The sequence below is a fragment of the Paracoccus sp. (in: a-proteobacteria) genome (assembly GCF_030538695.1).
Classification (GTDB): domain Bacteria; phylum Pseudomonadota; class Alphaproteobacteria; order Rhodobacterales; family Rhodobacteraceae; genus Paracoccus.
This window is the reverse complement of record NZ_JAUNTN010000011.1, coordinates 1-22,124: the sequence shown is the minus strand read 5'-3', so window position 1 is coordinate 22,124 and position 22,124 is coordinate 1. Positions and strand designations below refer to the sequence as shown.

Here is a 22,124-nt window from a genome sequence, read left to right as displayed (position 1 = left end):
GGTGCGGCAAAGATTGCACCCAAGCCGCAGGGGCGCTATAGGGAACGGCAACAAGATATAGAGGTTTGCCGTGGCGGATACCCCTTCTGATACCCCCGAGGATGAAACCGGCGCGGAACGCCCCGTCATGGCCCATGACGGGCCGATCGTGTCCATCTCGGACGAGATGAAAACGTCCTATCTGGACTATGCGATGTCGGTTATCGTCAGCCGCGCGATCCCGGATCTGCGCGACGGGCTGAAGCCGGTTCATCGCCGCATCCTTTATGCCATGCACGAGGCGGGGAATACCTTTGACAAGCCCTATCGTAAATCGGCGCGGCCGGTGGGCGATGTGATGGGGAAATACCACCCCCATGGCGATGCGGCAATTTATGACGCTTTGGTGCGGATGGCGCAGGATTTCTCCATGTCGCTGCCGCTGCTGGACGGTCAGGGCAATTTTGGCTCGATGGACGGCGACAGTGCGGCCGCCATGCGCTATACCGAGGTGCGCATGGCCAAGGTCGCCAACTGGCTGCTGGCCGACATCGACAAGGAAACCGTCGATTTTCAGGATAATTACGACGGCAAGGACCGCGAACCGACCGTGCTGCCGGCGCGGTTCCCGAACATGCTGGTCAATGGTGCGGGCGGTATCGCCGTGGGCATGGCCACCAATATCCCGCCGCATAACCTTGGCGAAGTGATCGACGCCACGCAGGCGCTGATTGCCGAACCTGACCTGACCTCCGAAGCGCTGATGCGCTATATCCCCGGCCCGGATTTCCCCACCGGGGCGCTGATCCTTGGCCGTTCGGGCGCACGCAAAGCCTATCTTGAGGGGCGCGGCAGCGTCATCATCCGCGCGAAAACCCATATCGAAGAGTTGCGCAAGGATCGCTTTGCCATTGTCATCGACGAGGTGCCTTATCAGGTCAACAAGGCCACGCTGATCGAGAAAATCGCTGAACTGGCCAAGGAAAAGCGGGTCGAGGGCATCGCCCATGTGCAGGACGAATCCGACCGCAACGGTGTGCGCGTAGTGATCGAACTGAAACGCGACGCCACCCCCGAGGTGGTGCTGAACCAGTTGTTCCGCTTTACCCAGATGCAGACCTCTTTCGGCTGTAACATGCTGGCGCTGAACGGGGGCCGGCCCGAGCAACTGACCCTGCGCGATTTCCTGACCCATTTCATTGCCTTCCGCGAAGAAGTCGTCGCCCGCCGCACCGCCTATGAGCTGCGCAAAGCGCGTGAGCGCAGCCATATCCTGTGCGGTCTGGCCGTGGCGGTCTCGAACGTGGATGAGGTCGTGGCGACCATCCGGTCCTCACGCGATGCTGCCGAGGCCCGCGAACGGCTGATGACCCGGCGCTGGCCTGCGCATGATATTATCGAATATCTGCGCCTGATCGACGATCCGCTGCATCCGGTGAATGAGGACGGCACCTACAACCTGTCCGAAGTGCAGGCCCGCGCCATTCTGGACCTGCGCCTGCAACGCCTGACCCAGCTTGGCGTGCAGGAAGTCACCGATGAATTACGCCAACTGGCCGATGCGATCCGCGATTATCTGGCGATTTTGGCCTCACGCGAGCGCATCATGTCGATCATCAGTGACGAGTTGACCGAGGCGCGTGAACTGTTCGCCGTCCCCCGCCGCACCGAGATCACCGACTGGTCTGGCGACATGGACGACGAAGACCTGATCGAACGCGAAGATATGGTCGTGACCATCACTTCCGGCGGCTATATCAAGCGCACTGCGCTGGCCGAGTTCCGCGCCCAGCGGCGCGGCGGCAAAGGGCTGGCCGGAATGGCCACCAAGGAAGACGACGTGGTGACAACGCTGTTTGTCGCCAATACCCATACCGAACTGCTGTTCTTTACCACCGACGGCATGGTTTACCGGCTGAAATGCTGGCGGCTGCCGCTTGGCGGGCGCAATGCGCGGGGCAAGGCGCTGGTCAACCTGCTGCCCATCGCGCCAGGCACCAGCATCGCCGCGCTGATGCCCGTCGATGCACCAGAAACCGAATGGGACAGCTATCAGGCCATTTTCGCCACCGATCAGGGCGATGTGCGCCGCAACGCGCTGTCCGATTTCACCACGGTGAAATCCAACGGTAAAATCGCCATGAAACTGCCCGAGGGCGTCAGCCTGATCGGTGTGCGCATGGCGACTGAAAATGACGACGTGATGCTGGTAACGGCGGCGGGTCGCGCGATCCGTTTTGGTGCCACCGCTGTGCGCGTGTTCAAAGGCCGCGATTCGACCGGCGTGCGCGGCATCCGTCTGGCTGCGGGCGACCGCGTGGTGTCCATGTCCGTTATCCGCCACTTCGAGGCTGACCCGGCCGAACGCGCTGCCTATCTGAAGATGCGCCGCGCCGTGGCGGGTGCGCTGGATGATGGCGCAGAGGCAGATGAGGATGAAGAAACCGTGGCTGAGGGCAGCATCAGCGCCGAGCGTTATGCCCAAATGTCCGCGGCCGAGGATCTGATTCTGACCATCACGGCCCGCGGCGCGGGCAAGATTTCGTCATCGCATGATTACCCGTTGCGTGGGCGCGGCGGTCAGGGCGTGATGGCGATGGACAAGGCCATGCGCGGCGGCGAACTGGTCGCCAGCTTCCCCGTCGAGGGCGACGATCAGATCATGCTGGCCACATCCACAGGCCAGTCGATCCGGGTGCCGGTAGACGGGATCAGCTTCCGCTCGCGCACGGCAGGCGGGGTCCGGGTGTTCAACACCGCCGAAGGCGAAGTCGTCGTTTCGGTTGCGCGGATCGCGGAACAGGGCGAAGATGAGGACGACGGGGCCGAGGTCTGAAAAGGGGGCTGACCAGTCCCCCTACCCGCTGGAAATGGTCCGCCGGATCATTTTCCGGGCGCTTTGAAGCCTTGGAAGACTTATAGACACAAGATAACAGCAGGAGCTGCCTTTCGTGAATGATGAAGCAACCGTTCTGCGCGAGCGACTTCAGACCGGGTTTCTGGGCATTATCGCCTTTGCGCTGTTGCTGTTCCTGCTGGTGCAGGCGCGGTTCATCCTGATTGCGCTGGCGATTGCAATTATCATTTTCTCGCTGACCTCGGATGCGATCAACGCGATCGCGCGGCGCGGCGTGCCGAATGTGATTGCCACATTGCTTGCGCTGGCGGCGATTGCTTTGGGCCTGTTGTGGATATCAACCACGATCATCACCCAGGTGAACCAGGTCGCCAGCACCGCGATTTCCTATGCGGAACAGGCGCAACGCACCCTGCCCCTGCTGCTGGAATCCTTTGGTCCACAGGTGCAATCCTCCGTCGAGGCGGTGTTCCGCAGCTTTAACTTTGCCGGTTGGGTGCGCCCGATGGCCGGTCAGGCCAGCAATATCCTGTCGGGTAGTATTCTGGTGCTGCTGTTTGTGGGCTTCATGTTCGCGGAACGTGTCTGGTTCCCGGTCAAGATCGAACGGCTGACCGGCGACCCGCAACAGGCGCAAGTGGTGCGCAAAATCATTGCCACCATCATGCATAAGGTGAACCGCTATCTGGTGGTGAAAACCGGCGTCAGTCTTGTGACCGCGCTGGCCGTCTGGTGTGTGTTCAAACTTGCCGGACTGGAACTGGCCGGGCCGGTTGCCATGCTGACCTTTGTGCTGAACTTCATCCCGTCGATCGGGTCCATCGTGGCAACGGTCATTGCCTTTGTGCTGGCGTTTCTGTTGTCCAATGACATCGCCCTGACCCTGATCGTGGGCGTGGCCTGCACCATGCTGCAATTCCTGATCGGCAATATTCTGGACCCGATGCTTCTGGGACAGACGCTGCGCCTGTCCAGCTTTGGCATTATCATGTCGCTGGCTTTCTGGGGCGCAATCTGGGGCGTGCCAGGGATGTTTCTGGCGGTGCCGATGATGGTGGTGCTGATGGTCGTCTGCGCTCAGGTGCCGTGGCTGCGCCCGCTGGCGGTGATGCTGTCGCGCGAGGGTTTGCCCGATGATGAACTGCCTGACGAAGATATACGCCCGGTCTGAGGCTCAGCGTTCCAGCACATAGGTGCCGGGCGCATCGGCCAGCACTTTCAGCCCCCGACGTGGCGCTCCCATGGCGGGCGGTTTGACCGGATCGCCGGAACGGGCGGCCAGCCATTCTGCCCAAGCCGGCCACCATGACCCCGGCAGCTCCGGGGTCTGTGCCAGCCAATCCTCGGGCGCAGTCAGCGGCGTATCTTCGGCCAGCGTGCCGATACGATAGTGGCGGCGCGGATGGCCCGGCGGGCTGACGATCCCGGCATTATGGCCTCCGCTGGTCAGCACGAAGGTCACATCCACATCGGTCAGCAGCGCCACCTTGAACGCCGATTGCCACGGTGCCACATGGTCCGCCTCGGTCCCGACCTGAAAGATCGGTGCCGGAATGTCGGGCGGCGTCACCAGCGTGTCGCCAAGATGATAGCGTCCACCGGCGAAATCATTATCCAGAAACAGCTTGCGCAGATATTCCGAATGCATCCGCGCTGGCATCCGCGTCGCATCGGCGCTCCATGCCAGCAGGTCGATGACCGGCGCGCGTTCCCCCATCAGATAGTCCCGTACCATCCGCGACCAGATCAGATCGCTTGAGCGCAACATTTGGAACGCCCCCGACATCTGATCGGATTCCAGATAGCCCTTTTCCGCCATCATGCTTTCCAGAAAGGCAAGCTGGCTGTCGTCGATGAACAGCATCAGCTCGCCCGCTTCGGAAAAATCCATCTGCGCCGCAAACAACGTGACCGAGGCCAGACGGTCCTGCCCCCGCTGCCCCAGCAGCGCCGCCACCAGCGACAACAGCGTGCCGCCGATGCAATAGCCCGCTGTATGAACCTGCTGATCGGGGACGATTTTCGCAATCGCATCCAGTGCCGCCAGCACGCCCTGTTCGGCATAATCCGACATGCCGAAATCGCGCATCTCCGCCCCCGGATTGCGCCATGAGATCATAAAGACGGTAAAGCCCTGATCCACCAGCCAGCGCACCATCGAGTTTTCGGGCCGCAGGTCCAGAATGTAATATTTCATGATCCACGCGGGGACGAACAGCACCGGCTGCGGACGCACCTGCGGCGTGGTTGGGCTGTATTGGATCAGCTCGATCAGATCGTTGCGGAACACCACCTTGCCGGGGGTGACGGCCAGTTCCTTGCCAACCCGGAACGCCTCGGTCCCGGCGGGCGGCAGGCCGTCGCGCTGTCGCAGCCAGTCCTCGAACATATGCTGCGCACCACGGAACAGGTTCATACCGCCAGTTTCGCGGATACGCTCAGCGATCTCGGGGTTCAGCAGCGGGCTGTTCGAGGGCGACAGCATATCCAGCACCTGCCGCCCACCAAAGCGCAGCATATCCAGATGATGTTTCGACACGCCGTCAATATCCTGCGTGGCTGTATCCCACAGCTTTTCCGTCGCCAGAAACCCCTGCGCCGCCGCCGTATAGGGCTGTTTCTGCCAGCGATCATCCCGAAACCGCCGGTCCTTTTGCGGCTCAGAGATCGGCGCATCAGCCTTGCCACCCGAAACCAGCCAGCGGGCAAACTGCGCCTGCAACTGCACGGCCTCACCCCAAAGTGCTGCCTGTCGTGACGGTGAATTGGCCAGATGCAGCGCCCAATCCGTCAGCGCCAAGGCCGCCGCCGAGGGCGACAGCCCGCCGGTGATCCGCGCCTGCGCGGCGTGCAGCAAACGGTCGGGATCAGTCTGGTTCGTATCAGTCATGGCATCATCTCGTTTGACGTTCGGCTATCCTGCACATCTGAGGTGTCAAAACCATGACAAAAAGCCGAAAAGGTCAAACGGAACGGTCAAGAAAAGCTCCAGTTCAGTGCCTGCGGCAAGGCTCGCTCGGGCGTTTCACTGACCGGGCCGATGGCGGTGTGCAACCGGGTCAGGCGCGGGGCCATCAGGCGTGGCTCTGCCGGGTCGATCTGTTGCGACAGGCGCAGTCGCTCGGGATGGAGAGCAGCCGTCGCAAGGATCAGCGCCAGATCACCAAGGCTGCGCGGCTGACCGCTGCCGACATCCACCGCACCGCTGGTCTGGCTGTCCAACAGCGCCAGCAGCACCCGCGCCAGATAGGGGGTCGACGCGAAATCACGGATCAGATGCGCCTTGCGAATCTCGGTCGCGCGGCCCTGACGCAAGCCCAGCACCAGCGAGGGGATCAGCCGCCGCGCATCCTCGCCCGGCCCGTAAAGGTGGAACAGCCGCGGCCAGATCAGCGCCGCGCCAATATCGGCCAGATCGTCGAACAGCCCCACCTTGGCCGCCCCATAGGGCGTTGCGGGGGCAATCGGCCGCCCCTCGTCCCACGGGCCATCCGCCTGCGCGTCATATTCAGCGCAAGTGCCAAGCACCATCACCCGCCGCCCGCCCCGGCCCAGAAACCGCCGGATCAGATCGCCCGATGCCAGCCGCCAGACCTCATTCTCGGGCGATGTCCAGAAGGCCCCGTGTTCGACCTGCCATGCGCAATGGATCAGCACCGGCGCATCCGGCAGCGCCGCCCGCCCCTCTGGCGTCAGCAAATCGGCCTGATGCCAGATCACGCCGGGTTGATCTGCTCCGGCGCGGCGACTGACAGCATGAACCCGATCCCCGCGCGCTGCCAGTGCCATCACCAGCGCCCGCCCGACAAAACCCGATGCGCCGGTGACGATGACCTCAGTCACGGGGGAAGTCCGGCCATGCTGCATCACGCGGGTTGATAACCTGCGGCGCGGCAGGCCAGTCGATGCCAAAAGCCGGATCGTTCCAGCGCACCCCCGAGGCTGCCTCCGGCGCATAGGCGGTGTCGATCAGATATTCCACCACCGCCCCCGGCGTCAGGGTCAGAAACCCATGCGCCAGTCCGCGTGGCAAGAACAGTGCATTTCCCTGATCCGCCGAGAGCTGCGTTGCATAAAAGCGCCGGAAGGTCGGGCTATCCGGGCGCAGATCCAACGCAACCTCATGGATCGCACCCGCCACGCAACGCACCAGCTTTTGTTCCTGATGCGGCGCGGTCTGAAAGTGCATTCCGCGCAGCGTATGCAAGTGGATATTGGTCGAGATACTGGCCTGATGCGGGGTGAAATCCAGCCCTGCCTGCGCAAAAGCATCTGCGCACCATGCCCGGCGAAAGCTGCCGCGTTCGTCACTATGGGCGGAACTTTCAACGCTGAACAGGCCGGGGATTGGGGTCGGTGTCAACTGCATCAGCGCGCCTCCATCTGCGGCACGGCGGTCCAGAGGTCGCCCGCGAACCCCGCCCCGCGAAGCTGTGCCGTGACCTCATCGGCGATGTTCCACGGCAGGATCAGGATGTCATCCGGGGCCAGCGCCAGCAGCGCCTCGGGAGAGACAACCGGAATGTGGCTGCCGGGCAAAAGCCGCCCCTGTTTCGCGGTCGAACGATCCGCTACCGCCAGCATATCCCCCGCCCCGATCTGCGCCGCGTTCAGAAACGTGTTGCCCTTGGCCGCCGCGCCATAACCCGCAATGCGCCGCCCCTTGGCCTGTCGCGCGGCCAGCCAGTCACGGAACCCGCCGACCACCTGCGCCACACGGGCGTTGAAGCCCTGATAGAAACCGTCGCCATCCACCCCCCGCGCAGCCTCGCGCTGGCGCTGCGCGGTCAGGTCGGCCGATGCGGCGCGGCGCTGGCGACTGGCAAAGATACGCAGGCTGCCACCATGCGTCGGCAAATGTTCGATATGAAACACATACAGCCCATGCCGCGCCAACAGTCGTTCAAAGGCCAGCAGCGACCAATAGGCGTAGTGTTCATGGTAAATCGTGTCGAACTGGCAGCCATCGACCAGCGCCAGCAGATGCGGGGATTCAACCGTCAGCACGCCTTCGGGCTTCAGCAGGCCGGCCAGCGCCTGCGTGAAACCGTTGATGTCCGGCACATGCGCCATGACATTATTGGCCGCGACCAGATCGGCAGGGCCGTGTGCCGCCACGATCTGCTCCGCCGTCTCGGGCGTCAGGAAATCAACGCGGGTCGGCACCCCGGCCGCCTGCGCGACAGCGGCAACATTGGCGGCGGGTTCCACCCCAAGGCAAGGCACCCCAGCGGCCACGAAATTGCGCAGCAGATAGCCGTCGTTCGAGGCGGCCTCGACCACGAAAGACCCTGTCCCAAGCGCCAGCCGGTCGATCATCGCGTGGGCATAGCTGTGGGCGTGTGTCAGCCAGCTATCAGAAGCCGATGAAAAATAGGCATAATCCCGGAAAACCCCCTCGGCATCGACGGAATGATCCAGTTGCACCATGCGACATTGCGAACAGACCACCGCCCGCAGGGGAAAACGCGGCTCCTGCGCGGGGTCGGCATCAGGCGGCAGATAGGAATTGGCCACAGCCATGGTGCCAAGGTCGCAAAACACCGGACCAAAGGGTGCCCCGCAGGCGCGGCAAGAGCTGATCGCCGTCATATGTCCCTCAAATAGCTGCGGATAGCCGCATCGCTGGCGGCGGCCATGTCATGCCCCTGCCCCCATTGCCCATACCAGCGCGCCGTCGCCGCCACCGCCTGCGCGGTATCATGGGCCGGCTGCCAGTGCAGGCGCTTACGGGCAAGGCTGCTGTCCAGCGCCAGCCGCGGCTTTTCAGCCATCACCGGCACATCCGCTTGTTGCCACGCCACCGGGCGGCGGGTGGCGTTTTCCCAATGCCCGATCAGGTCGCGCACCGAGAGTTCCGCCTGCGCCGGGCCAAAGTTCACCGCTGCGGGACCATCGCCCGCCACCAGAGCCTCGGCCAGCAGCAAGAGGCCCGCAACCACATCCAGCACATGCTGGAACGGGCGGGTCGAATCGGGGTTGCGCAAGATCAGCGGGCGGGCGTCGCGTTCGGCCCGGACCAGATCGGGGATCAGCCTGTCCTTGCCAAAATCTCCGCCGCCGATGACATTCCCCGCCCGCGCCGTCGCCATGGGCGGCAGGTCAGCAAAGCTGGCACGATGACTGGCAGTCAGGATCTCACAGGCGGCTTTCGATGCCGAATAGGGGTCGTCGCCGCCCAAGGCATCGGTTTCAACAAAGGCACGGCTGGCTTCGTTGCGATAGACCTTATCCGAGGTCACGATTACCGCCGCCTGCACGCCCTGCCCGCGCAACGCATCCAGCAGGTTCAAGGTGCCGGTCACATTGCTGCCCCAGGTGCCAGCCGGGTCACGATAGCCCTCGGAAACGATAGCTTGTGCAGCAAGGTGCAGGACGATCTCCGCCCCCTGAACAGCTTGCGCCACCGCCTGCGGATCGCGCAGATCGCCGCGCAGGTCGGTCAGGTCACGTTTCACGCCAAGCAGATCAAAGCCGCTGTCCCCCGGCAGTGGGTCCAGCGCAAAGCCCGTCACCTGCGCCCCAAGCGCCGCCAGCATCCGTGCCAGCCAGCCACCCTTGAAGCCGGTATGGCCGGTCAGCAGCACCCGGCGGCCCGACCAGAACCCCGGAACGGGTCGCCTCACCAGATCTTCCACGGCGCGTTCCCCTTTTCCCACATGCTGTTCAATTGGTTACGGTCCCGCAGCGTGTCCATCGGCCGCCAGAAGCCATGATGCGCCCAAGCCATCAATTCACCATCCCGGGCCAGCCCTTGCAGGGGTGCGTCCTCCCACACGGTCGCGTCACCCTCGATCCGGTCCAGAACGGCGGGTGACAGGACAAAGAAGCCGCCATTGATGGTGCCGCCGTCGCCCGCAGGCTTTTCGGTAAAGCCCGCCACCCGGTCGCCGTCGCGTTCCAGCGCACCAAAGCGCCCCGGCGGCACCACCGCAGTCACAGTTGCCTGTCGCCCATGGCGGCGGTGAAAATCAATCGCGCCGCGAATATCCACATCACCAAGCCCGTCACCATAGGTCAGGCAAAAGGCGTCCTCACCGCGCAACAAATGGCCGACACGCGCCAGCCGCCCGCCCGTCTGCGTGGCCTCGCCGGTGTCGATCAGCGTCACCCGCCACGGCTCGGGTGCAGGGCGCAGGACATCCACCGCGCCGGTCCCCAAATCCACGGTCAGATCAGAGGACAACAGCCCATAGTTCAGGAAATATTCCTTGATCTGCCAGCCCCGATAACCAAGGCAAATGACGAAATCATGCACCCCATGCGCGGCATAGATCTGCATGATATGCCACAGGATCGGGCGTCCGCCAATTTCCACCATCGGCTTGGGCCGCAACCCGGTTTCTTCGGACAAACGGGTGCCAAGACCCCCGGCAAGGATCACCGCCTTCATGATGCCACCTTTCTGGCCTGATCGAAAAAGGCCCGTGTGAAGCGTTCCGGCTGGCCCAGAGGGTGCGCTGCGATCTGCGCCCGCAAACCGTGACGCAGCGCCAGACGCCGGGCCGGGTCCGCCGCCAGTTCCGCAGCTTTGGCGACGTAATCAGCGGATGAAAACACCGCCAGATCAGGCAGACCTGCGTTCACCAGATTGGAATAGGACAGCCGTTCGGGGAACCCCGGCCCTACAAGGCTGATCGTCGGCACCCCCATCCATAACGATTCGCAAGTGGTCGTGCCGCCGACATGCGGCAAGCTGTCCAGTGCGATGTCGATTTCATTGTAATGTCGCATATGGTCGCCGCGCACGCCGATGAACTCCAGCCGCTCAGGGTCCACATCGCGGCGGGCAAAAGCCGCGCGGCTGTTGTCGATGAACGCCTGAACCGCGCCTTCGGGCCGCAGAAACACAAAGCGCGACCCCGGCACCGCCCGCAATACTGCCGCCCATGCGTCGATACAGGCGGGGGTATATTTATAGGGATTGTTCGCGGTGCCAAAGCTCAGATAGCCTTTGCGCGCCTCGGGGGTCGCATCAAGAATCGGATGCGGCTGGAACATTTTGGACAGGCTGACCCAGGTTTCCGGCATCTCGAACGGGCGCTCGATCAGCAGACGCGGGTCTTCGGGGCGGATATAGGGGTCAGTCAGGATCAGGTCGATCTGTTCAAGCCCCGCCGAATGGGGATAGCCCAGCCAACTGGCCCCAAGCCGCGCCGGGCGATAGGCCATCACATCCAGCTTGTTCATCGCGGTCGAGCCGCCAAGCTCGAACAGAATATCCAGCCCATCGGCTGCAATCCCCTCGGCCACCTGTTCCGAAGTCTGCCCCGGCCAATGCCGGAACCCCGTCACCTGCCCCGCAATATGTGTCTGCATCGGGTCGGCAGGCTTTTCATAGAAGGAATAGCAATAAAGCTCGACCTGATCGCGGTCATAGCCTTCGATCAGCGGCAGAGCGAAATAGGTCACAGGATGCTGGCGCAGGTCAGAGGACATCAGCCCGACCCGCAGCTTACGCCCCGCCAAGGGCGGCCTTGCAAGGGGCAACAGCTGCACCGCATCACTGGTCCGGCGGCCCCAGTCACGGTGCCATTCGACCAGCGCCAGCCGATCTTCCATATCTGCGACCTGCCCCAATTCGTAATGCACCGTACTATGCGGTCCATTTGCCCGCCACAGATCCAGAAGCGCGCGCAGGCCACCTGTCTGGGCCATCCGGTCTTCGTCCAGCACCCGCATCAGGATCGTGCGCAGCGTCCGCGCGGCATCACCGATGCGGGACGGAAAGCGGTCCATCAGCCGCTTGGCCAGATCATAGGCCCTGTCCAGATGCGCGGCCTCGCTGTCGTAACGGCTGCGCGACAGGCTTTCGACCAGCCGTTCCAGCGGATCGAAAGCGTTGGGATAGGCGGCCACAGCCCGTTCCAGCACCTCATTCGCCGCGCGGCGGTCAGCCTCGCCCACCGTAACCGAGAATTGCAGCGCAGCGTTGATATGGGCCGGGTCACGCGCCAGCACCTCGCGCAGCAGTTCCAGCGCCCCGTCGCGGTCGCCGGTGCGGAACCGCAGCCGGGCATCGGTCACCTGATATTCCAGATTATCCGGCGCGGCGGCCCGCAGCCGGGCGACCTCGGCGCGGGCGGCATCCACCTGCCCCGCCCGCTGCAACGCCTGAACCAGCAGCGCCACGATCAGATCATCGTCGGGGGACAGGCTCAGCGCACGGCGAAAACTGTCGGCAGCCTCGGCATTCTGGCCCAGCATGGCTTGCTGCCGCCCCAGCAACCGCCACAATTCGCCCGAGTTCGGTTCCAGTTTCAACCCGCCGCGATAGGCTTGCGCGGCCTTGGCGTAATCACCCAAAGCCTCATGGGTATTGCCAAGGTTCTGCCACACCGAGACCGCCTGCGGGCGCAGTTTGCGAGCCAGTTCCAGCACCTCCAGCGCCTTTTTCAGTCGCCCCTGCCGTTTCAGCAGCACGCCCATCAGATTGACGGTCTGGTAATCCTTCTGGTTCTTTGCAAACCACGGTTTCAGCACCTCGACCGCATCCGCATGACGGCCAGTCTGGCTGAGCGCCCAGGCATGGCCGAACGCCGTCAGTTTCAGCGCCGCCCCCTTGGCGGTAGCCTCGGCAAAGCCCGTCGCAGCGGCAGGAAAATCATTCCGGCGCATGGCCTCATTGGCGCGGGCAAGGGCAATTTCGGCAGCAGTCAAACGCGGGTGAGCCATCAGAACGGTTATTTCCTAAGGTATTAGGGCTGCCCAAAGGATCGGCAACCACGCTGCTTTTGTCTAGCTGATAACGTACAAAACCAAGGATTATTCCCGTGGCGCGCAGATTTTATCGGTGCGTCGAACCGGTCAGAACAACCCTTCGACCTCGCCCTGATCGTTCAGGCGGATGCGCTCAGCCGCGGGGATGCGCGGCAGGCCGGGCATGGTCATCATCTCACCGCAAATCGCCACGATAAAACCTGCACCTGCCGACAGCCGCAATTCCCGAACCTGCACCCGATGCCCCGAAGGGGCGCCCAGCAGGCTTGGATCAGACGAGAAGCTATATTGCGTCTTGGCCATGCAGATCGGCAAATGACCATAACCTGCCTGTTCCCAAGCGGTCAGTTGCGCCCGCAGGGCCGGGCTGGCGTCTGCCCCATCGGCCCCGTAAATCTGGCGACAAATGGTTTCGATCTTGTCCCACAGCGGCAGATCATCGAGGTAAAGCGGGGCGAAATCAGCCTGCCCGCTGTCGGCCAGCGCGGCGACAGCCCGTGCCAGATCCTCGGCGCCTGCACCACCCTCGGCCCAGTGGCGGGACAGCACCGCCTGCACGCCAATCGCTGCACATTCGTCTTGCAGTGCGGCAATTTCAGCTTCGCTGTCACCGGCAAAATGGTTGATCGCCACCACCACCGGCAGGCCAAAACGGCGGATGTTTTCGACATGCCGGGCCAGATTGGCGCAGCCTTTGCGCAGCGCCGGCACATCCGCAGCCGCCAGATCGGCACGCGCCACCCCGCCATGCATTTTCAGCGCCCGAACCGTCGCCACGATCACCACGGCATCAGGTGCAAGCCCTGCCATACGGCATTTGATATTCAGGAACTTCTCCGCACCAAGATCGGCCCCGAAACCCGCCTCGGTCACGACATAATCCCCAAGCGCCAGCGCCGTGCGCGTCGCCACAACGCTGTTGCAGCCGTGGGCGATATTGGCAAACGGCCCGCCATGAACCAGCGCCGGGTTGTTTTCCAGCGTCTGCACAAGATTGGGCTGCAACGCATCTTTCAGCAGCACCGTCATCGCCCCATGCGCCTTCAGATCGGCTGCGGTAATCGCCGTTTTGTCGGCGCGATAGCCAACGACCATCCGCCCCAAACGATCCTGCAAATCACGCAAATCATTGGCAAGACACAAGATTGCCATGACCTCAGATGCAACCGTAATGTCAAATCCCGACTCGCGCGGCACCCCATTGACCGCTCCACCAAGGGCCACCACCATCTGACGCAAGGCCCGGTCGTTCATATCGACCACCCGCCGCCAGACCACCCGCCGCGTATCGAAACCCAGTGCATTGCCCCAATGGATATGATTATCCACCATCGCCGCCAGCAAGTTATGGGCGCTGGTGATGGCGTGGAAATCGCCGGTGAAATGCAGGTTCATATCCTCCATCGGGATCACCTGCGCATAGCCTCCTCCGGCCGCGCCGCCCTTCATGCCGAAGTTCGGTCCCAGAGACGCCTCGCGGATGCAAACCACTGCCCGTTTGCCAATCCGGTTCAGCCCATCCGCAAGACCAACGGTCGTCGTGGTTTTGCCCTCACCCGCAGGTGTCGGGCTGATCGCCGTGACCAAAACCAGACGCCCGCGCGCCGCATCCCGGCGGGCCGCAACGGCCGCATGGGTCATCTTGGCCTTGTCATGGCCATAGGGCAGGATCTCATCCGGGCCAAGACCAAGTTGGGCCGCAATATCCGCAATCGGCAATTTCCGCGCCGCACGGGCAATTTCGATGTCGCTGGTCATGGCACCCCCTTGTTGCGGCACAGAAAACCCCGAGCCGCAACAGGTTGCAAGCCGCCTATTCCGCAGTCAGCGCCGCAGCAAGCGCCATTTCAGACTTACCCGCCGCCGCAGCGGCCTCTGCCAGCGGCTGATCGGGCGTGGCCAGCGGCTGATCGGGCGTGGCCAGCGTGATCCCGGCAGCCTTCAGACGCGCCGTCAGATCCTCAGTCGAGCTGCCCAAAGCAGGCGCAACCACCGTCACGGGTGCGGCCATAAGCTGACGCGCCAAAGTAAATTGCGGCGGCCCCGAACGCCCCGATTCGCCCGTGGGAATCAGGAACAGCCCTGCCAGAACAGCCGACACCAGCAGCGCGGTCCGCATCGGCACATACCGGAAGTAATTCCCGAAAGCACGCCAGTTGCGCCAAACATGCAACGCAATCGGCAGGATCAGCACCATGCTGAGCCATTCATGCATCCCATGCAGGCCAGCCGGACCGATATGAAAGAACAATGCCACGCCCGAAATCAGCGAGACGGTAAACAGCCCTGTCGTGAATGGCGTGGCGTAGCGGTTAAAGAAAGACAACATGGCTCAGATCCTTGTCTGTGGCTATGCTGCAAACTTACACCTGCATCCCCCAACAAATCGTAAACGTCAGCCCGCAGCCGCCACAAAATCACGGATCAGCGCGGCATTTTTCTGCCCCGGCGCAGATTCTACGCCCGAACTGACATCGACCGCCTGCGCCCCGGTCAGCCGGACAGCCTCGGCCACGTTTTCAGGGGTCAGCCCGCCCGCCAGCATCCAGGGTTTCAGCCAGCGCCGCCCGACCAGCAGCCGCCAGTCAAAAGCCAGCCCATTGCCACCGGGCAAATCCGCATCTTTGGGCGGCTTGGCATCAACCAGCAGCATATCCGCCACCAGCCCATAATCCCAAAGCGTATCAAGATCTTGCGGGCCGGAAATGCCCACGGCCTTCATCACCGGCAGGCCAGTGCGGGCGCGGACCTCCTGCACACGGGCAGGCGTTTCCGTGCCGTGAAGCTGGATCATGTCAAGCGGCACTTGCGCCAGAACCTCGTCCAGCGCCGCATCGGTCGGGTTGACGAACAATCCGACTTTCATCACGCCGAAAGGCACCTCAACCGCCAAAGCAGCCGCCTGTTCAACGCTGACATGGCGCGGCGATTTCGGGAAAAAGACAAAGCCGACAAAACGCGCCCCTGCCTCGGCCGCCACAGAGACGGCATCAAGGCTGGTTAATCCGCAGATTTTAACCGCTGTCACGAACGGCTGTCCATCAGCGCCGGGGCCTGCGTCGCAGGCTTTGCCGTCGGCGCATCGACGATGGCCAGAACCTCGTCATGCGGGGCGTCATGGGCTTTGCGCAGGCTGCGCACCTCATGTTGCAGGCGGTTTGCCCGCACATCAGCGCGGCGTGCCTCGGCCCGGATCGAGGCTTCGCGCAGATATTCCCAGATCAGGCCAAGAACCATCCCCGCCGCCAGTGCCAGAAACACCACCAGAAACAGCGGCAGGGTCAGTGACCATTGGCCGCCAAGATACTGGCCGAATTGCGCCGGAAACAGGTTCAGCGTCACCGCACCACGATTGGCCAGCGCCAGCAATACCAAGGCAACCGCCAAAGCGAGAATCAAAATCAGCCGGATCAGACGCATTGCCGCCCCCTCAAGTTTCGCGGGACTGTCTTAGCCCTGATCGTCCAGCCCGTTCAACCTGTCACGCAGCAATTTGCCGGTCTTGAAGAAAGGCACATGCTTCTCCTCGACCGCGACCGATTCGCCGGTGCGAGGGTTGCGCCCGGTGCGGGAATCACGCTTTTTGACAGAAAACGCACCGAAACCACGCAACTCAACGCGCTCACCGCGCGCCATAGCGTCGATGATTTCCTCAAAGACCGTGTTCACGATCTTCTCGACATCCCGCTGAAACAGATGCGGATTTTCCTCAGCGATCTTCTGGATCAGTTCAGAACGGATCATCGGTAAACCTTTAACTATCGCCCCACCGGACCAGCGGTAAGCAGAATGGAAACCATCTTGGCATAACAACCTAGCCCGCTATGCCTCAGGGATAAAGTGGTAACGCACAAGAGCGCCCTATAGTTCTGCGTTTCGCAGAAAAATACCAACAAAAACTGAACTGCAAAGACAAATTACAAAACCCGCCCCCTTTCGGGGACGGGCAGGATTGCTCAGTCAAAGCGATCAGTCGCGGCTTTTCAGCGCAGCGCCCAGGATGTCACCCAGCGAGGCACCCGAATCCGAGCTGCCGAACTGTTCGACGGCTTCACGCTCTTCAGCGATCTCACGCGCCTTGATCGACAGGCCCAGACGACGGGTTTTGCTGTCGATATTGGTGACGCGCACATCAACCTTATCACCAACGCCGAAACGCTCGGGACGCTGGTCCTGACGGTCGCGGGCCAGATCCGAACGGCGGATGAAGGATTTCACGCCGTTATATTCGACCTCGACGCCACCATCTTCGATGGCGGTGACTTCGACGGTGATGACGTCGCCACGCTTCACGCCGTCAACGGCTTCGGCCATGGCTTCGTTTTCCAGCGCTTTGATCGACAGGCTGATACGCTCTTTCTCGGTATCCACCTCCTGGACGACGGCTTTCACCATATCGCCCTTGCGGTAGTCCTGAATCGCGTCCTCGCCACGGGCATCCCACGAGATGTCCGACAGGTGAACCATGCCGTCGATGTCGCCGTCCAGACCGATGAACAGACCGAATTCGGTGATGTTCTTGACCTCGCCTTCGATGACGGTGCCGGTCGGATGGGTTTCGGCAAAGACTTCCCACGGATTGCGCTGGGTCTGCTTGAGGCCCAGAGAGACGCGGCGCTTGGATTCGTCGATTTCCAGAATCATCACGTCCACCTCTTGCGAGGTCGAGACGATCTTGCCCGGATGGACGTTTTTCTTGGTCCAGCTCATTTCCGAGACATGGACAAGACCTTCCACGCCCGGCTCCAGCTCAACAAAGGCACCGTAGTCGGTGATGTTGGTCACGCGGCCCTGATGGACCGAACCCAGCGGGAACTTGTCGCCCACGGTATCCCACGGATCGGCCTGAAGCTGCTTCATGCCCAGGCTGATGCGATGGCTGTCCTTGTTGATCTTGATGACCTGAACCTTGACGGTTTCACCGATGTTCAGGATCTCGGACGGGTGATTGACGCGACGCCATGCCATGTCGGTGACATGCAGCAGGCCGTCAACGCCACCCAGATCAACGAAGGCACCGTATTCGGTGATGTTCTTGACCACGCCATCGACGATCTGACCTTCGGTCAGGTTGCCGATCACTTCTGCACGCTGTTCGGCACGCGATTCTTCCAGAATGGCGCGGCGCGACACCACGATATTGCCGCGGCGACGGTCCATTTTCAGGATCTGGAACGGTTGCTTCAGACCCATCAGCGGGCCAGCGTCACGCACCGGGCGCACGTCAACCTGACTGCCGGGCAGGAAGGCTACAGCGCCACCCAGATCGACGGTAAAGCCGCCTTTGACGCGACCAAAGATCGCGCCCTCGACGCGCTCCTCGGCGGCATAGGCTTTTTCCAGACGATCCCATGCTTCTTCGCGGCGAGCCTTGTCGCGGCTAATCGAGGCTTCGCCACGGGCGTTTTCCACGCGGTCCAGATAGACCTCGACCTCATCGCCAACCGACAGGTTCGGCTCTTCGCCGGGATTTGCGAATTCTTTCAGATCAACGCGGCCTTCCATCTTGTAGCCCACGTCGATGATGGCTTGCCCCGCCTCGATGGCGATGACCTTGCCCTTGACGACCGACCCTTCGGCCGGGGTGTCGATGTCGAGGCTTTCGTTGAGAAGGGCCTCGAATTCTTCCATGCTTGCGCTTTTTGCCATGTGGCTTTCAGTTCCTTTGCAGTGGTTTCTGGCCTGACGGTTGGCTCCGCCGGTCTGTGTTCTGCCCGGATAGACGGAAAGGGTCGCGGCGCGGTGCCGGACCCTTCAAAGGCGGTCTGTTCTGACCATATCGCCCTTCGGACAGGGGGCGCTTAGCGGAAAATCCGGGGTTTGGCAAGGCTTTTACAACGCGCCCGGCCCAATTGACGCCCGGCCTACCCCGCCCTTATGATCTGCCCTGCCTCATCCATCATGGGTCTCTCTGATATGGCGACCGAAGCTGATTTTGACCGCGAGATATCTGCCCTGCGTGGCGGCATTGCGGCAAGCGGAGCTGCGTTGAGTTGGGATGGTGCGCTTCGATCTCGCTACACGCGATTAATCGACACCATGTCGCGCGAGATGAAAGCACAGGTTCAGGCAGGCAACATGACATGGGCAGAAGCCGCCCACCGCGCCAATGAGCAGCGAAACATCATCATGGACCTGACCCGGTCGCAAAACACCCTTGTCGCACGGGCACTGGCACAGGACATGAAAGCCAGCGGGCTGACACTGAATCAATTGCTGGATAAAAAAGCCGGTTCGATATTCAAGAAAGGCTTTAACCAGCTCGGCGCGGGGCAGCAGGATGAGGTTTACCGGGCTGTGATTGAGGCCGCTGGCCGATCCAACCCACGCGTAAATGTGATCATGCGCCACGCATCCAACGCAGGGCGTGGCCTGATCGTTCTATCTCTGGGCGTGGCCGTGTATAATGTCGCCACCGCCGAGGATAAGGTCGCAGCGTCAGCCAAAGAGGGCGCTGTATTTGCCGGAGGAATCGCCGGAGGGGCGCTTGGCGGCGCGGCAGCCGGGCTGGTTTGTGGCCCCGGTGCGCCAGTCTGCTCGACGGTCACAGCTTTCGTTGGCGCTGTCGCGGGTGCCTTCGGTGTCAGTCTGTTTTTCTGACATCGGGGAAAACCATGCGCCAGTTGCACCCTGATGAGCTGACTTTTTCCTTCACTCCCGGCGAGATTCCGCACGGACAGCTTGCCATTGGCCCCCACCAGACCACGCTTGCGGGCGCACGGGTCATCGCGGCCTATGCACTGGAGGCGGGCGACCCGCTGCCCGGCTATGTGATTTTCAGCGATGACGATACCCCTTATGAGGACATCCTGTCGATCACCATGACCGATCAGCAGTTGCGTGTGCTGGACAGCGCCCGGATCGGCACGCCCTATGCGACCGTGTGGTGGGACGGCGCCAGGATTGCCGGACCGGGGCGTCTGGATTTCCGCCTCCAGCCGGGCGGAAACTGGCAGTTGACTGTGCTGCCGCATCCTACATGGCAAGTGCCGTTTTTCCATCGCGAGGGCTGGTTATGGTCGGGCATGAAACTGCGCCGCCACTTCCAGATTGAGCGCATCTGACCGGAACCGCTACATCATTTTGACGACCGAAACAGTCTCTTGATCGCTACACCACTCCACCAGACACTTGCCGCGCCTCGACCAGCGCAATGGCGCGGGCGACAGCTTCGCTGATGGTCATGTGGGTGGTGTCCAGCATCACCGCGTCATCGGCGGGACGCAAAGGGGCCACGTCACGGGCGGCATCGCGGGCGTCACGGGCGCGCAGTTCCGTCAGAGTTTCATCGAAATCAGCACCAAGTTCATCGGCCCTGCGGCGGGCGCGGGCTTCGTCACTGGCGATGACAAACAGCTTTAGCGTCGCATCCGGGCAAATCACCGTGCCGATGTCGCGCCCGTCAAGGATCGCGCCCGGCTCTTGTGCGGCAAAGCTGCGCTGAAAATCGGTCAGCGCCGCCCGAACCTCGGGAATGGTGGCAACACGACTGGCGGCCTGCCCGGCCTCTGCGCTGCGCAGATCGGGACGGGCCAGATCATCCGGGGTCAGGCTTTGCGCTGCAGCAAGAGCTTCACCGCCCTTTGCGCCAACCGCACGGTAAAGCAGGCCCGTATCCAGATGATGAAAGCCGAAATGCGCGGCCAAGGCGCGAGCAATCGTGCCTTTGCCGGCAGCGGCAGGACCGTCGATAGCAATGATAAAAGGCATCCTGACCTCTTGTGTTTCAGGGTTTGTTGCCACGGCTGCGGGGCCGGGTCCAACGAAAAACGCCGGCCCCAGAGGGACCGGCGTTCGGAACCATCTTCCGAAGATCAGGCTTGGCTGAGGGTCTTGGCAACCTCTGCAGCGAAGTCCTCTTCTTTTTTCTCGATGCCTTCGCCAACTTCGACGCGGGCAAAGCCCGTCACCTCGACACCGGCTTCCTTGGCGGCCTGTGCCACGGTGATGTCAGGGTTCATCACGAATTTCTGGCCCAGCAAGGTCACTTCTTCGAAGAACTTCGCCATCCGGCCAACGATCATCTTTTCGATCACGGCATCCGGCTTGCCCGATTCCCGAGCCTGCTCGGTCAGGACGTTCTTTTCACGCTCGACCAGCGCCGGGTCCAGATCGGCTTCCGACAACGAGGCCGGGTTGGTGGCGGCGATATGCATGGCGATCTGCTTGCCGATGGTTTCGGCCTGAGCCTTATCACCTTTCAGCGCGACCAGCACACCGATCTTGCCCATGCCTTCAGCGGCGGCGTTGTGGACGTAATGAACGATGGTGTCACCGTCCAGAACATGCAGCCGGCGCAGGGTCATGTTTTCACCGATGCGGGCGATGGCGTCGGTCAGGACTTCCTCGACCGGCTTGCCGTTCAGATGGGTCTGACGCAGCACTTCAACCGAATCAGCCGATTCGACGGCCACATCAGCGATTTCACGCACCAGCTTCTGGAAGTCGGCGTTTTTCGCCACGAAGTCGGTTTCCGAGTTCAGCTCGATCGCCACGCCGCGACCGTCACGCACGGACACGCCGACCAGACCTTCAGCAGCCACACGGTCGGATTTCTTGGCGGCTTTCGCCAGACCTTTGGTCCGCAGCCAGTCAATCGCGGCTTCGAAATCGCCAGCGGTTTCGGTCAGGGCTTTTTTGGCATCCATCATGCCTGCGCCGGTTTTTTCGCGCAGATCCTTCACCATAGCAGCGGTGATCGACATGGTTATCTCCTTTGGTCAAAGCGTCAGGCGGGGCATATCCCCGCCTGATGACAAATCGGTAACGGTCGCTCAGGCTTCCGCGGCTTCTTCGGCCAGTTCCTCGGCCGGGGCTTCGGCCAGAGCGCCAAGGTCAACACCAGCAGCGCCCATCTGTGCCGACATCCCGTCCAGAGCCGCACGGGCCGCCAGATCGCAGTAAAGCGCGATGGCACGGGCCGCGTCGTCATTGCCGGGGATGATATAGTCCACACCTTCGGGCGAGCAGTTGGTGTCAACCACGGCCACGACCGGGATGCCCAGCTTTTTCGCCTCGGCGATCGCCAGATCTTCCTTGTTCACGTCCACGACGAACAGCAGGTCCGGCAGGCCGCCCATTTCGCGAATCCCGCCCAGAGAGGCTTGCAGCTTCGCCTGATCGCGCTCAAGGCCCAGACGCTCTTTTTTAGTCAGCCCCTCGGCGCCGGTCGCCATGGTTTCGTCGATGGCTTTCAGGCGGCTGATCGACTGCGAAACGGTTTTCCAGTTGGTCAGCGTGCCACCCAGCCAGCGGTGGTTCATGTAGAATTGCGCCGATTTTTCAGCAGCTTCGGCAATTGCCTTGCTGGCCTGGCGCTTGGTGCCGACGAACAGCACACGGCCGCCCTTGGCAACGGTATCGCGCACGACTTGCAGCGCCTGTTCCAGCATCGGAACGGTCTGCGTCAGGTCGATGATGTGGATGCCATTGCGGTCGCCGTAAATATACTGCGACATGCGCGGGTTCCAGCGCTGGGTCTGGTGGCCATAGTGAACGCCAGCTTCCAAGAGCTGACGCATGGAGAATTCGGGAAGCGCCATATCCATTTCCTTTCCGGTTTGCGCCT

19 protein-coding genes and 1 pseudogene are annotated in these 22,124 nt (G+C 62.2%); 4 read left to right on the top strand and 16 right to left on the bottom strand.

Features of this window, described 5'->3' with window-relative positions; translation table 11 throughout:
• Positions 1-127 precede the first annotated feature (127 nt).
• Positions 128-2,815 (top strand): DNA gyrase subunit A, encoded by a 2,688-nt coding sequence (gene gyrA / locus Q4G24_RS07435; RefSeq protein ID WP_303365981.1) that lies wholly within the window; start codon positions 128-130, stop codon positions 2,813-2,815.
• Positions 2,816-2,930: 115 nt separating this feature from the next.
• Positions 2,931-4,007, top strand: a complete 1,077-nt coding sequence (locus Q4G24_RS07430; protein WP_303365883.1) for an AI-2E family transporter — start codon at positions 2,931-2,933, stop codon at positions 4,005-4,007.
• A 3-nt stretch (positions 4,008-4,010) separates the two neighbouring features.
• Here the strand turns inward: Q4G24_RS07430 and Q4G24_RS07425 are convergent, their stop codons facing one another.
• The 13 genes and pseudogenes from Q4G24_RS07425 to rpsA all read right to left on the bottom strand — a co-directional run.
• Positions 4,011-5,726, bottom strand: coding sequence for an alpha/beta hydrolase (locus Q4G24_RS07425; protein WP_303365882.1), 1,716 nt, complete (start codon positions 5,724-5,726; stop codon positions 4,011-4,013).
• A gap of 86 nt (positions 5,727-5,812) precedes the next feature.
• Positions 5,813-6,679 (bottom strand): NAD(P)-dependent oxidoreductase, encoded by an 867-nt coding sequence (locus Q4G24_RS07420; RefSeq protein WP_303365881.1) that lies wholly within the window; start codon positions 6,677-6,679, stop codon positions 5,813-5,815.
• Positions 6,672-7,205, bottom strand: a complete 534-nt coding sequence (locus Q4G24_RS07415) for a dTDP-4-dehydrorhamnose 3,5-epimerase family protein (RefSeq protein ID WP_303365880.1) — start codon at positions 7,203-7,205, stop codon at positions 6,672-6,674. The genes Q4G24_RS07420 and Q4G24_RS07415 overlap by 8 nt, the downstream gene beginning before the upstream one ends.
• Positions 7,205-8,428, bottom strand: coding sequence for a class I SAM-dependent methyltransferase (locus Q4G24_RS07410; protein WP_303365879.1), 1,224 nt, complete (start codon positions 8,426-8,428; stop codon positions 7,205-7,207). Before Q4G24_RS07410 ends, Q4G24_RS07415 begins: the two co-directional genes overlap by 1 nt.
• Positions 8,425-9,474 carry a CDP-glucose 4,6-dehydratase gene (gene rfbG / locus Q4G24_RS07405; protein WP_303365878.1) on the bottom strand — a complete coding sequence of 350 codons (1,050 nt, stop codon included), beginning with the start codon at positions 9,472-9,474 and terminating at the stop codon, positions 8,425-8,427. The genes Q4G24_RS07410 and rfbG overlap by 4 nt, the downstream gene beginning before the upstream one ends.
• On the bottom strand, positions 9,459-10,229 hold the full coding sequence (gene rfbF / locus Q4G24_RS07400; protein WP_303365877.1) for a glucose-1-phosphate cytidylyltransferase: 771 nt from the start codon (positions 10,227-10,229) through the stop codon (positions 9,459-9,461). Before rfbF ends, rfbG begins: the two co-directional genes overlap by 16 nt.
• On the bottom strand, positions 10,226-12,511 hold the full coding sequence (locus Q4G24_RS07395) for a tetratricopeptide repeat protein (protein WP_303365876.1): 2,286 nt from the start codon (positions 12,509-12,511) through the stop codon (positions 10,226-10,228). The genes rfbF and Q4G24_RS07395 overlap by 4 nt, the downstream gene beginning before the upstream one ends.
• A gap of 132 nt (positions 12,512-12,643) precedes the next feature.
• A complete protein-coding gene (locus Q4G24_RS07390; protein WP_303365875.1) occupies positions 12,644-14,314 on the bottom strand; it encodes a formate--tetrahydrofolate ligase in 1,671 nt (556 codons plus the stop codon).
• A 55-nt stretch (positions 14,315-14,369) separates the two neighbouring features.
• The gene (locus Q4G24_RS07385) at positions 14,370-14,885 is read right to left on the bottom strand and encodes a DUF4405 domain-containing protein (protein WP_303365874.1); all 516 of its coding nucleotides are present in this window, start codon (positions 14,883-14,885) and stop codon (positions 14,370-14,372) included.
• A 66-nt stretch (positions 14,886-14,951) separates the two neighbouring features.
• Positions 14,952-15,584 (bottom strand): phosphoribosylanthranilate isomerase, encoded by a 633-nt coding sequence (locus tag Q4G24_RS07380; RefSeq protein WP_303365873.1) that lies wholly within the window; start codon positions 15,582-15,584, stop codon positions 14,952-14,954.
• On the bottom strand, positions 15,581-15,976 hold the full coding sequence (locus Q4G24_RS07375; protein ID WP_303365872.1) for a LapA family protein: 396 nt from the start codon (positions 15,974-15,976) through the stop codon (positions 15,581-15,583). The genes Q4G24_RS07380 and Q4G24_RS07375 overlap by 4 nt, the downstream gene beginning before the upstream one ends.
• 30 nt (positions 15,977-16,006) lie before the next feature.
• Positions 16,007-16,300 carry an integration host factor subunit beta gene (gene ihfB / locus Q4G24_RS07370; protein WP_303365871.1) on the bottom strand — a complete coding sequence of 98 codons (294 nt, stop codon included), beginning with the start codon at positions 16,298-16,300 and terminating at the stop codon, positions 16,007-16,009.
• 225 nt (positions 16,301-16,525) lie between these two features.
• Positions 16,526-18,217: pseudogene (gene rpsA, locus Q4G24_RS07365) on the bottom strand (30S ribosomal protein S1); the annotation flags it as partial.
• Positions 18,218-18,472: 255 nt separating this feature from the next.
• On the opposite strand from rpsA, the gene Q4G24_RS07360 reads away from it, so the two are divergent.
• Positions 18,473-19,156, top strand: a complete 684-nt coding sequence (locus Q4G24_RS07360) for a hypothetical protein (RefSeq protein ID WP_303365870.1) — start codon at positions 18,473-18,475, stop codon at positions 19,154-19,156.
• A 14-nt stretch (positions 19,157-19,170) separates the two neighbouring features.
• Positions 19,171-19,620 carry a hypothetical protein gene (locus Q4G24_RS07355; protein ID WP_303365869.1) on the top strand — a complete coding sequence of 150 codons (450 nt, stop codon included), beginning with the start codon at positions 19,171-19,173 and terminating at the stop codon, positions 19,618-19,620.
• 46 nt (positions 19,621-19,666) lie between these two features.
• On the opposite strand, the gene Q4G24_RS07350 is transcribed toward Q4G24_RS07355, so the two are convergent.
• The 3 genes from Q4G24_RS07350 to rpsB all read right to left on the bottom strand — a co-directional run bounded on the left by Q4G24_RS07350 (position 19,667) and on the right by rpsB (position 22,098).
• The gene (locus tag Q4G24_RS07350) at positions 19,667-20,266 is read right to left on the bottom strand and encodes a d(CMP) kinase (RefSeq protein WP_303365868.1); all 600 of its coding nucleotides are present in this window, start codon (positions 20,264-20,266) and stop codon (positions 19,667-19,669) included.
• A 104-nt stretch (positions 20,267-20,370) separates the two neighbouring features.
• On the bottom strand, positions 20,371-21,261 hold the full coding sequence (gene tsf / locus Q4G24_RS07345) for a translation elongation factor Ts (protein WP_303365867.1): 891 nt from the start codon (positions 21,259-21,261) through the stop codon (positions 20,371-20,373).
• Between the two features lie 69 nt (positions 21,262-21,330).
• Positions 21,331-22,098, bottom strand: a complete 768-nt coding sequence (rpsB, locus tag Q4G24_RS07340; RefSeq protein ID WP_303365980.1) for a 30S ribosomal protein S2 — start codon at positions 22,096-22,098, stop codon at positions 21,331-21,333.
• Between the last annotated feature and the right edge of the window lie 26 nt (positions 22,099-22,124).

Excerpts from the sequence above, each read along its gene's own strand:
- gyrA (WP_303365981.1), top strand. The coding sequence starts at position 128 with ATGGCCCATGACGGGCCGATCGTGTCCATCTCGGACGAGATGAAAACG.
- Q4G24_RS07425 (WP_303365882.1), bottom strand. The coding sequence starts at position 5,726 with ATGACTGATACGAACCAGACTGATCCCGACCGTTTGCTGCACGCCGCG.
- Q4G24_RS07415 (WP_303365880.1), bottom strand. The coding sequence starts at position 7,205 with ATGCAGTTGACACCGACCCCAATCCCCGGCCTGTTCAGCGTTGAAAGT.
- Q4G24_RS07410 (WP_303365879.1), bottom strand. The coding sequence starts at position 8,428 with ATGACGGCGATCAGCTCTTGCCGCGCCTGCGGGGCACCCTTTGGTCCG.
- rfbF (WP_303365877.1), bottom strand. The coding sequence starts at position 10,229 with ATGAAGGCGGTGATCCTTGCCGGGGGTCTTGGCACCCGTTTGTCCGAA.
- Q4G24_RS07395 (WP_303365876.1), bottom strand. The coding sequence starts at position 12,511 with ATGGCTCACCCGCGTTTGACTGCTGCCGAAATTGCCCTTGCCCGCGCC.
- Q4G24_RS07390 (WP_303365875.1), bottom strand. The coding sequence starts at position 14,314 with ATGACCAGCGACATCGAAATTGCCCGTGCGGCGCGGAAATTGCCGATT.
- Q4G24_RS07385 (WP_303365874.1), bottom strand. The coding sequence starts at position 14,885 with ATGTTGTCTTTCTTTAACCGCTACGCCACGCCATTCACGACAGGGCTG.
- Q4G24_RS07375 (WP_303365872.1), bottom strand. The coding sequence starts at position 15,976 with ATGCGTCTGATCCGGCTGATTTTGATTCTCGCTTTGGCGGTTGCCTTG.
- ihfB (WP_303365871.1), bottom strand. The coding sequence starts at position 16,300 with ATGATCCGTTCTGAACTGATCCAGAAGATCGCTGAGGAAAATCCGCAT.
- Q4G24_RS07360 (WP_303365870.1), top strand. The coding sequence starts at position 18,473 with ATGGCGACCGAAGCTGATTTTGACCGCGAGATATCTGCCCTGCGTGGC.
- Q4G24_RS07355 (WP_303365869.1), top strand. The coding sequence starts at position 19,171 with ATGCGCCAGTTGCACCCTGATGAGCTGACTTTTTCCTTCACTCCCGGC.
- Q4G24_RS07350 (WP_303365868.1), bottom strand. The coding sequence starts at position 20,266 with ATGCCTTTTATCATTGCTATCGACGGTCCTGCCGCTGCCGGCAAAGGC.
- tsf (WP_303365867.1), bottom strand. The coding sequence starts at position 21,261 with ATGTCGATCACCGCTGCTATGGTGAAGGATCTGCGCGAAAAAACCGGC.
- rpsB (WP_303365980.1), bottom strand. The coding sequence starts at position 22,098 with ATGGCGCTTCCCGAATTCTCCATGCGTCAGCTCTTGGAAGCTGGCGTT.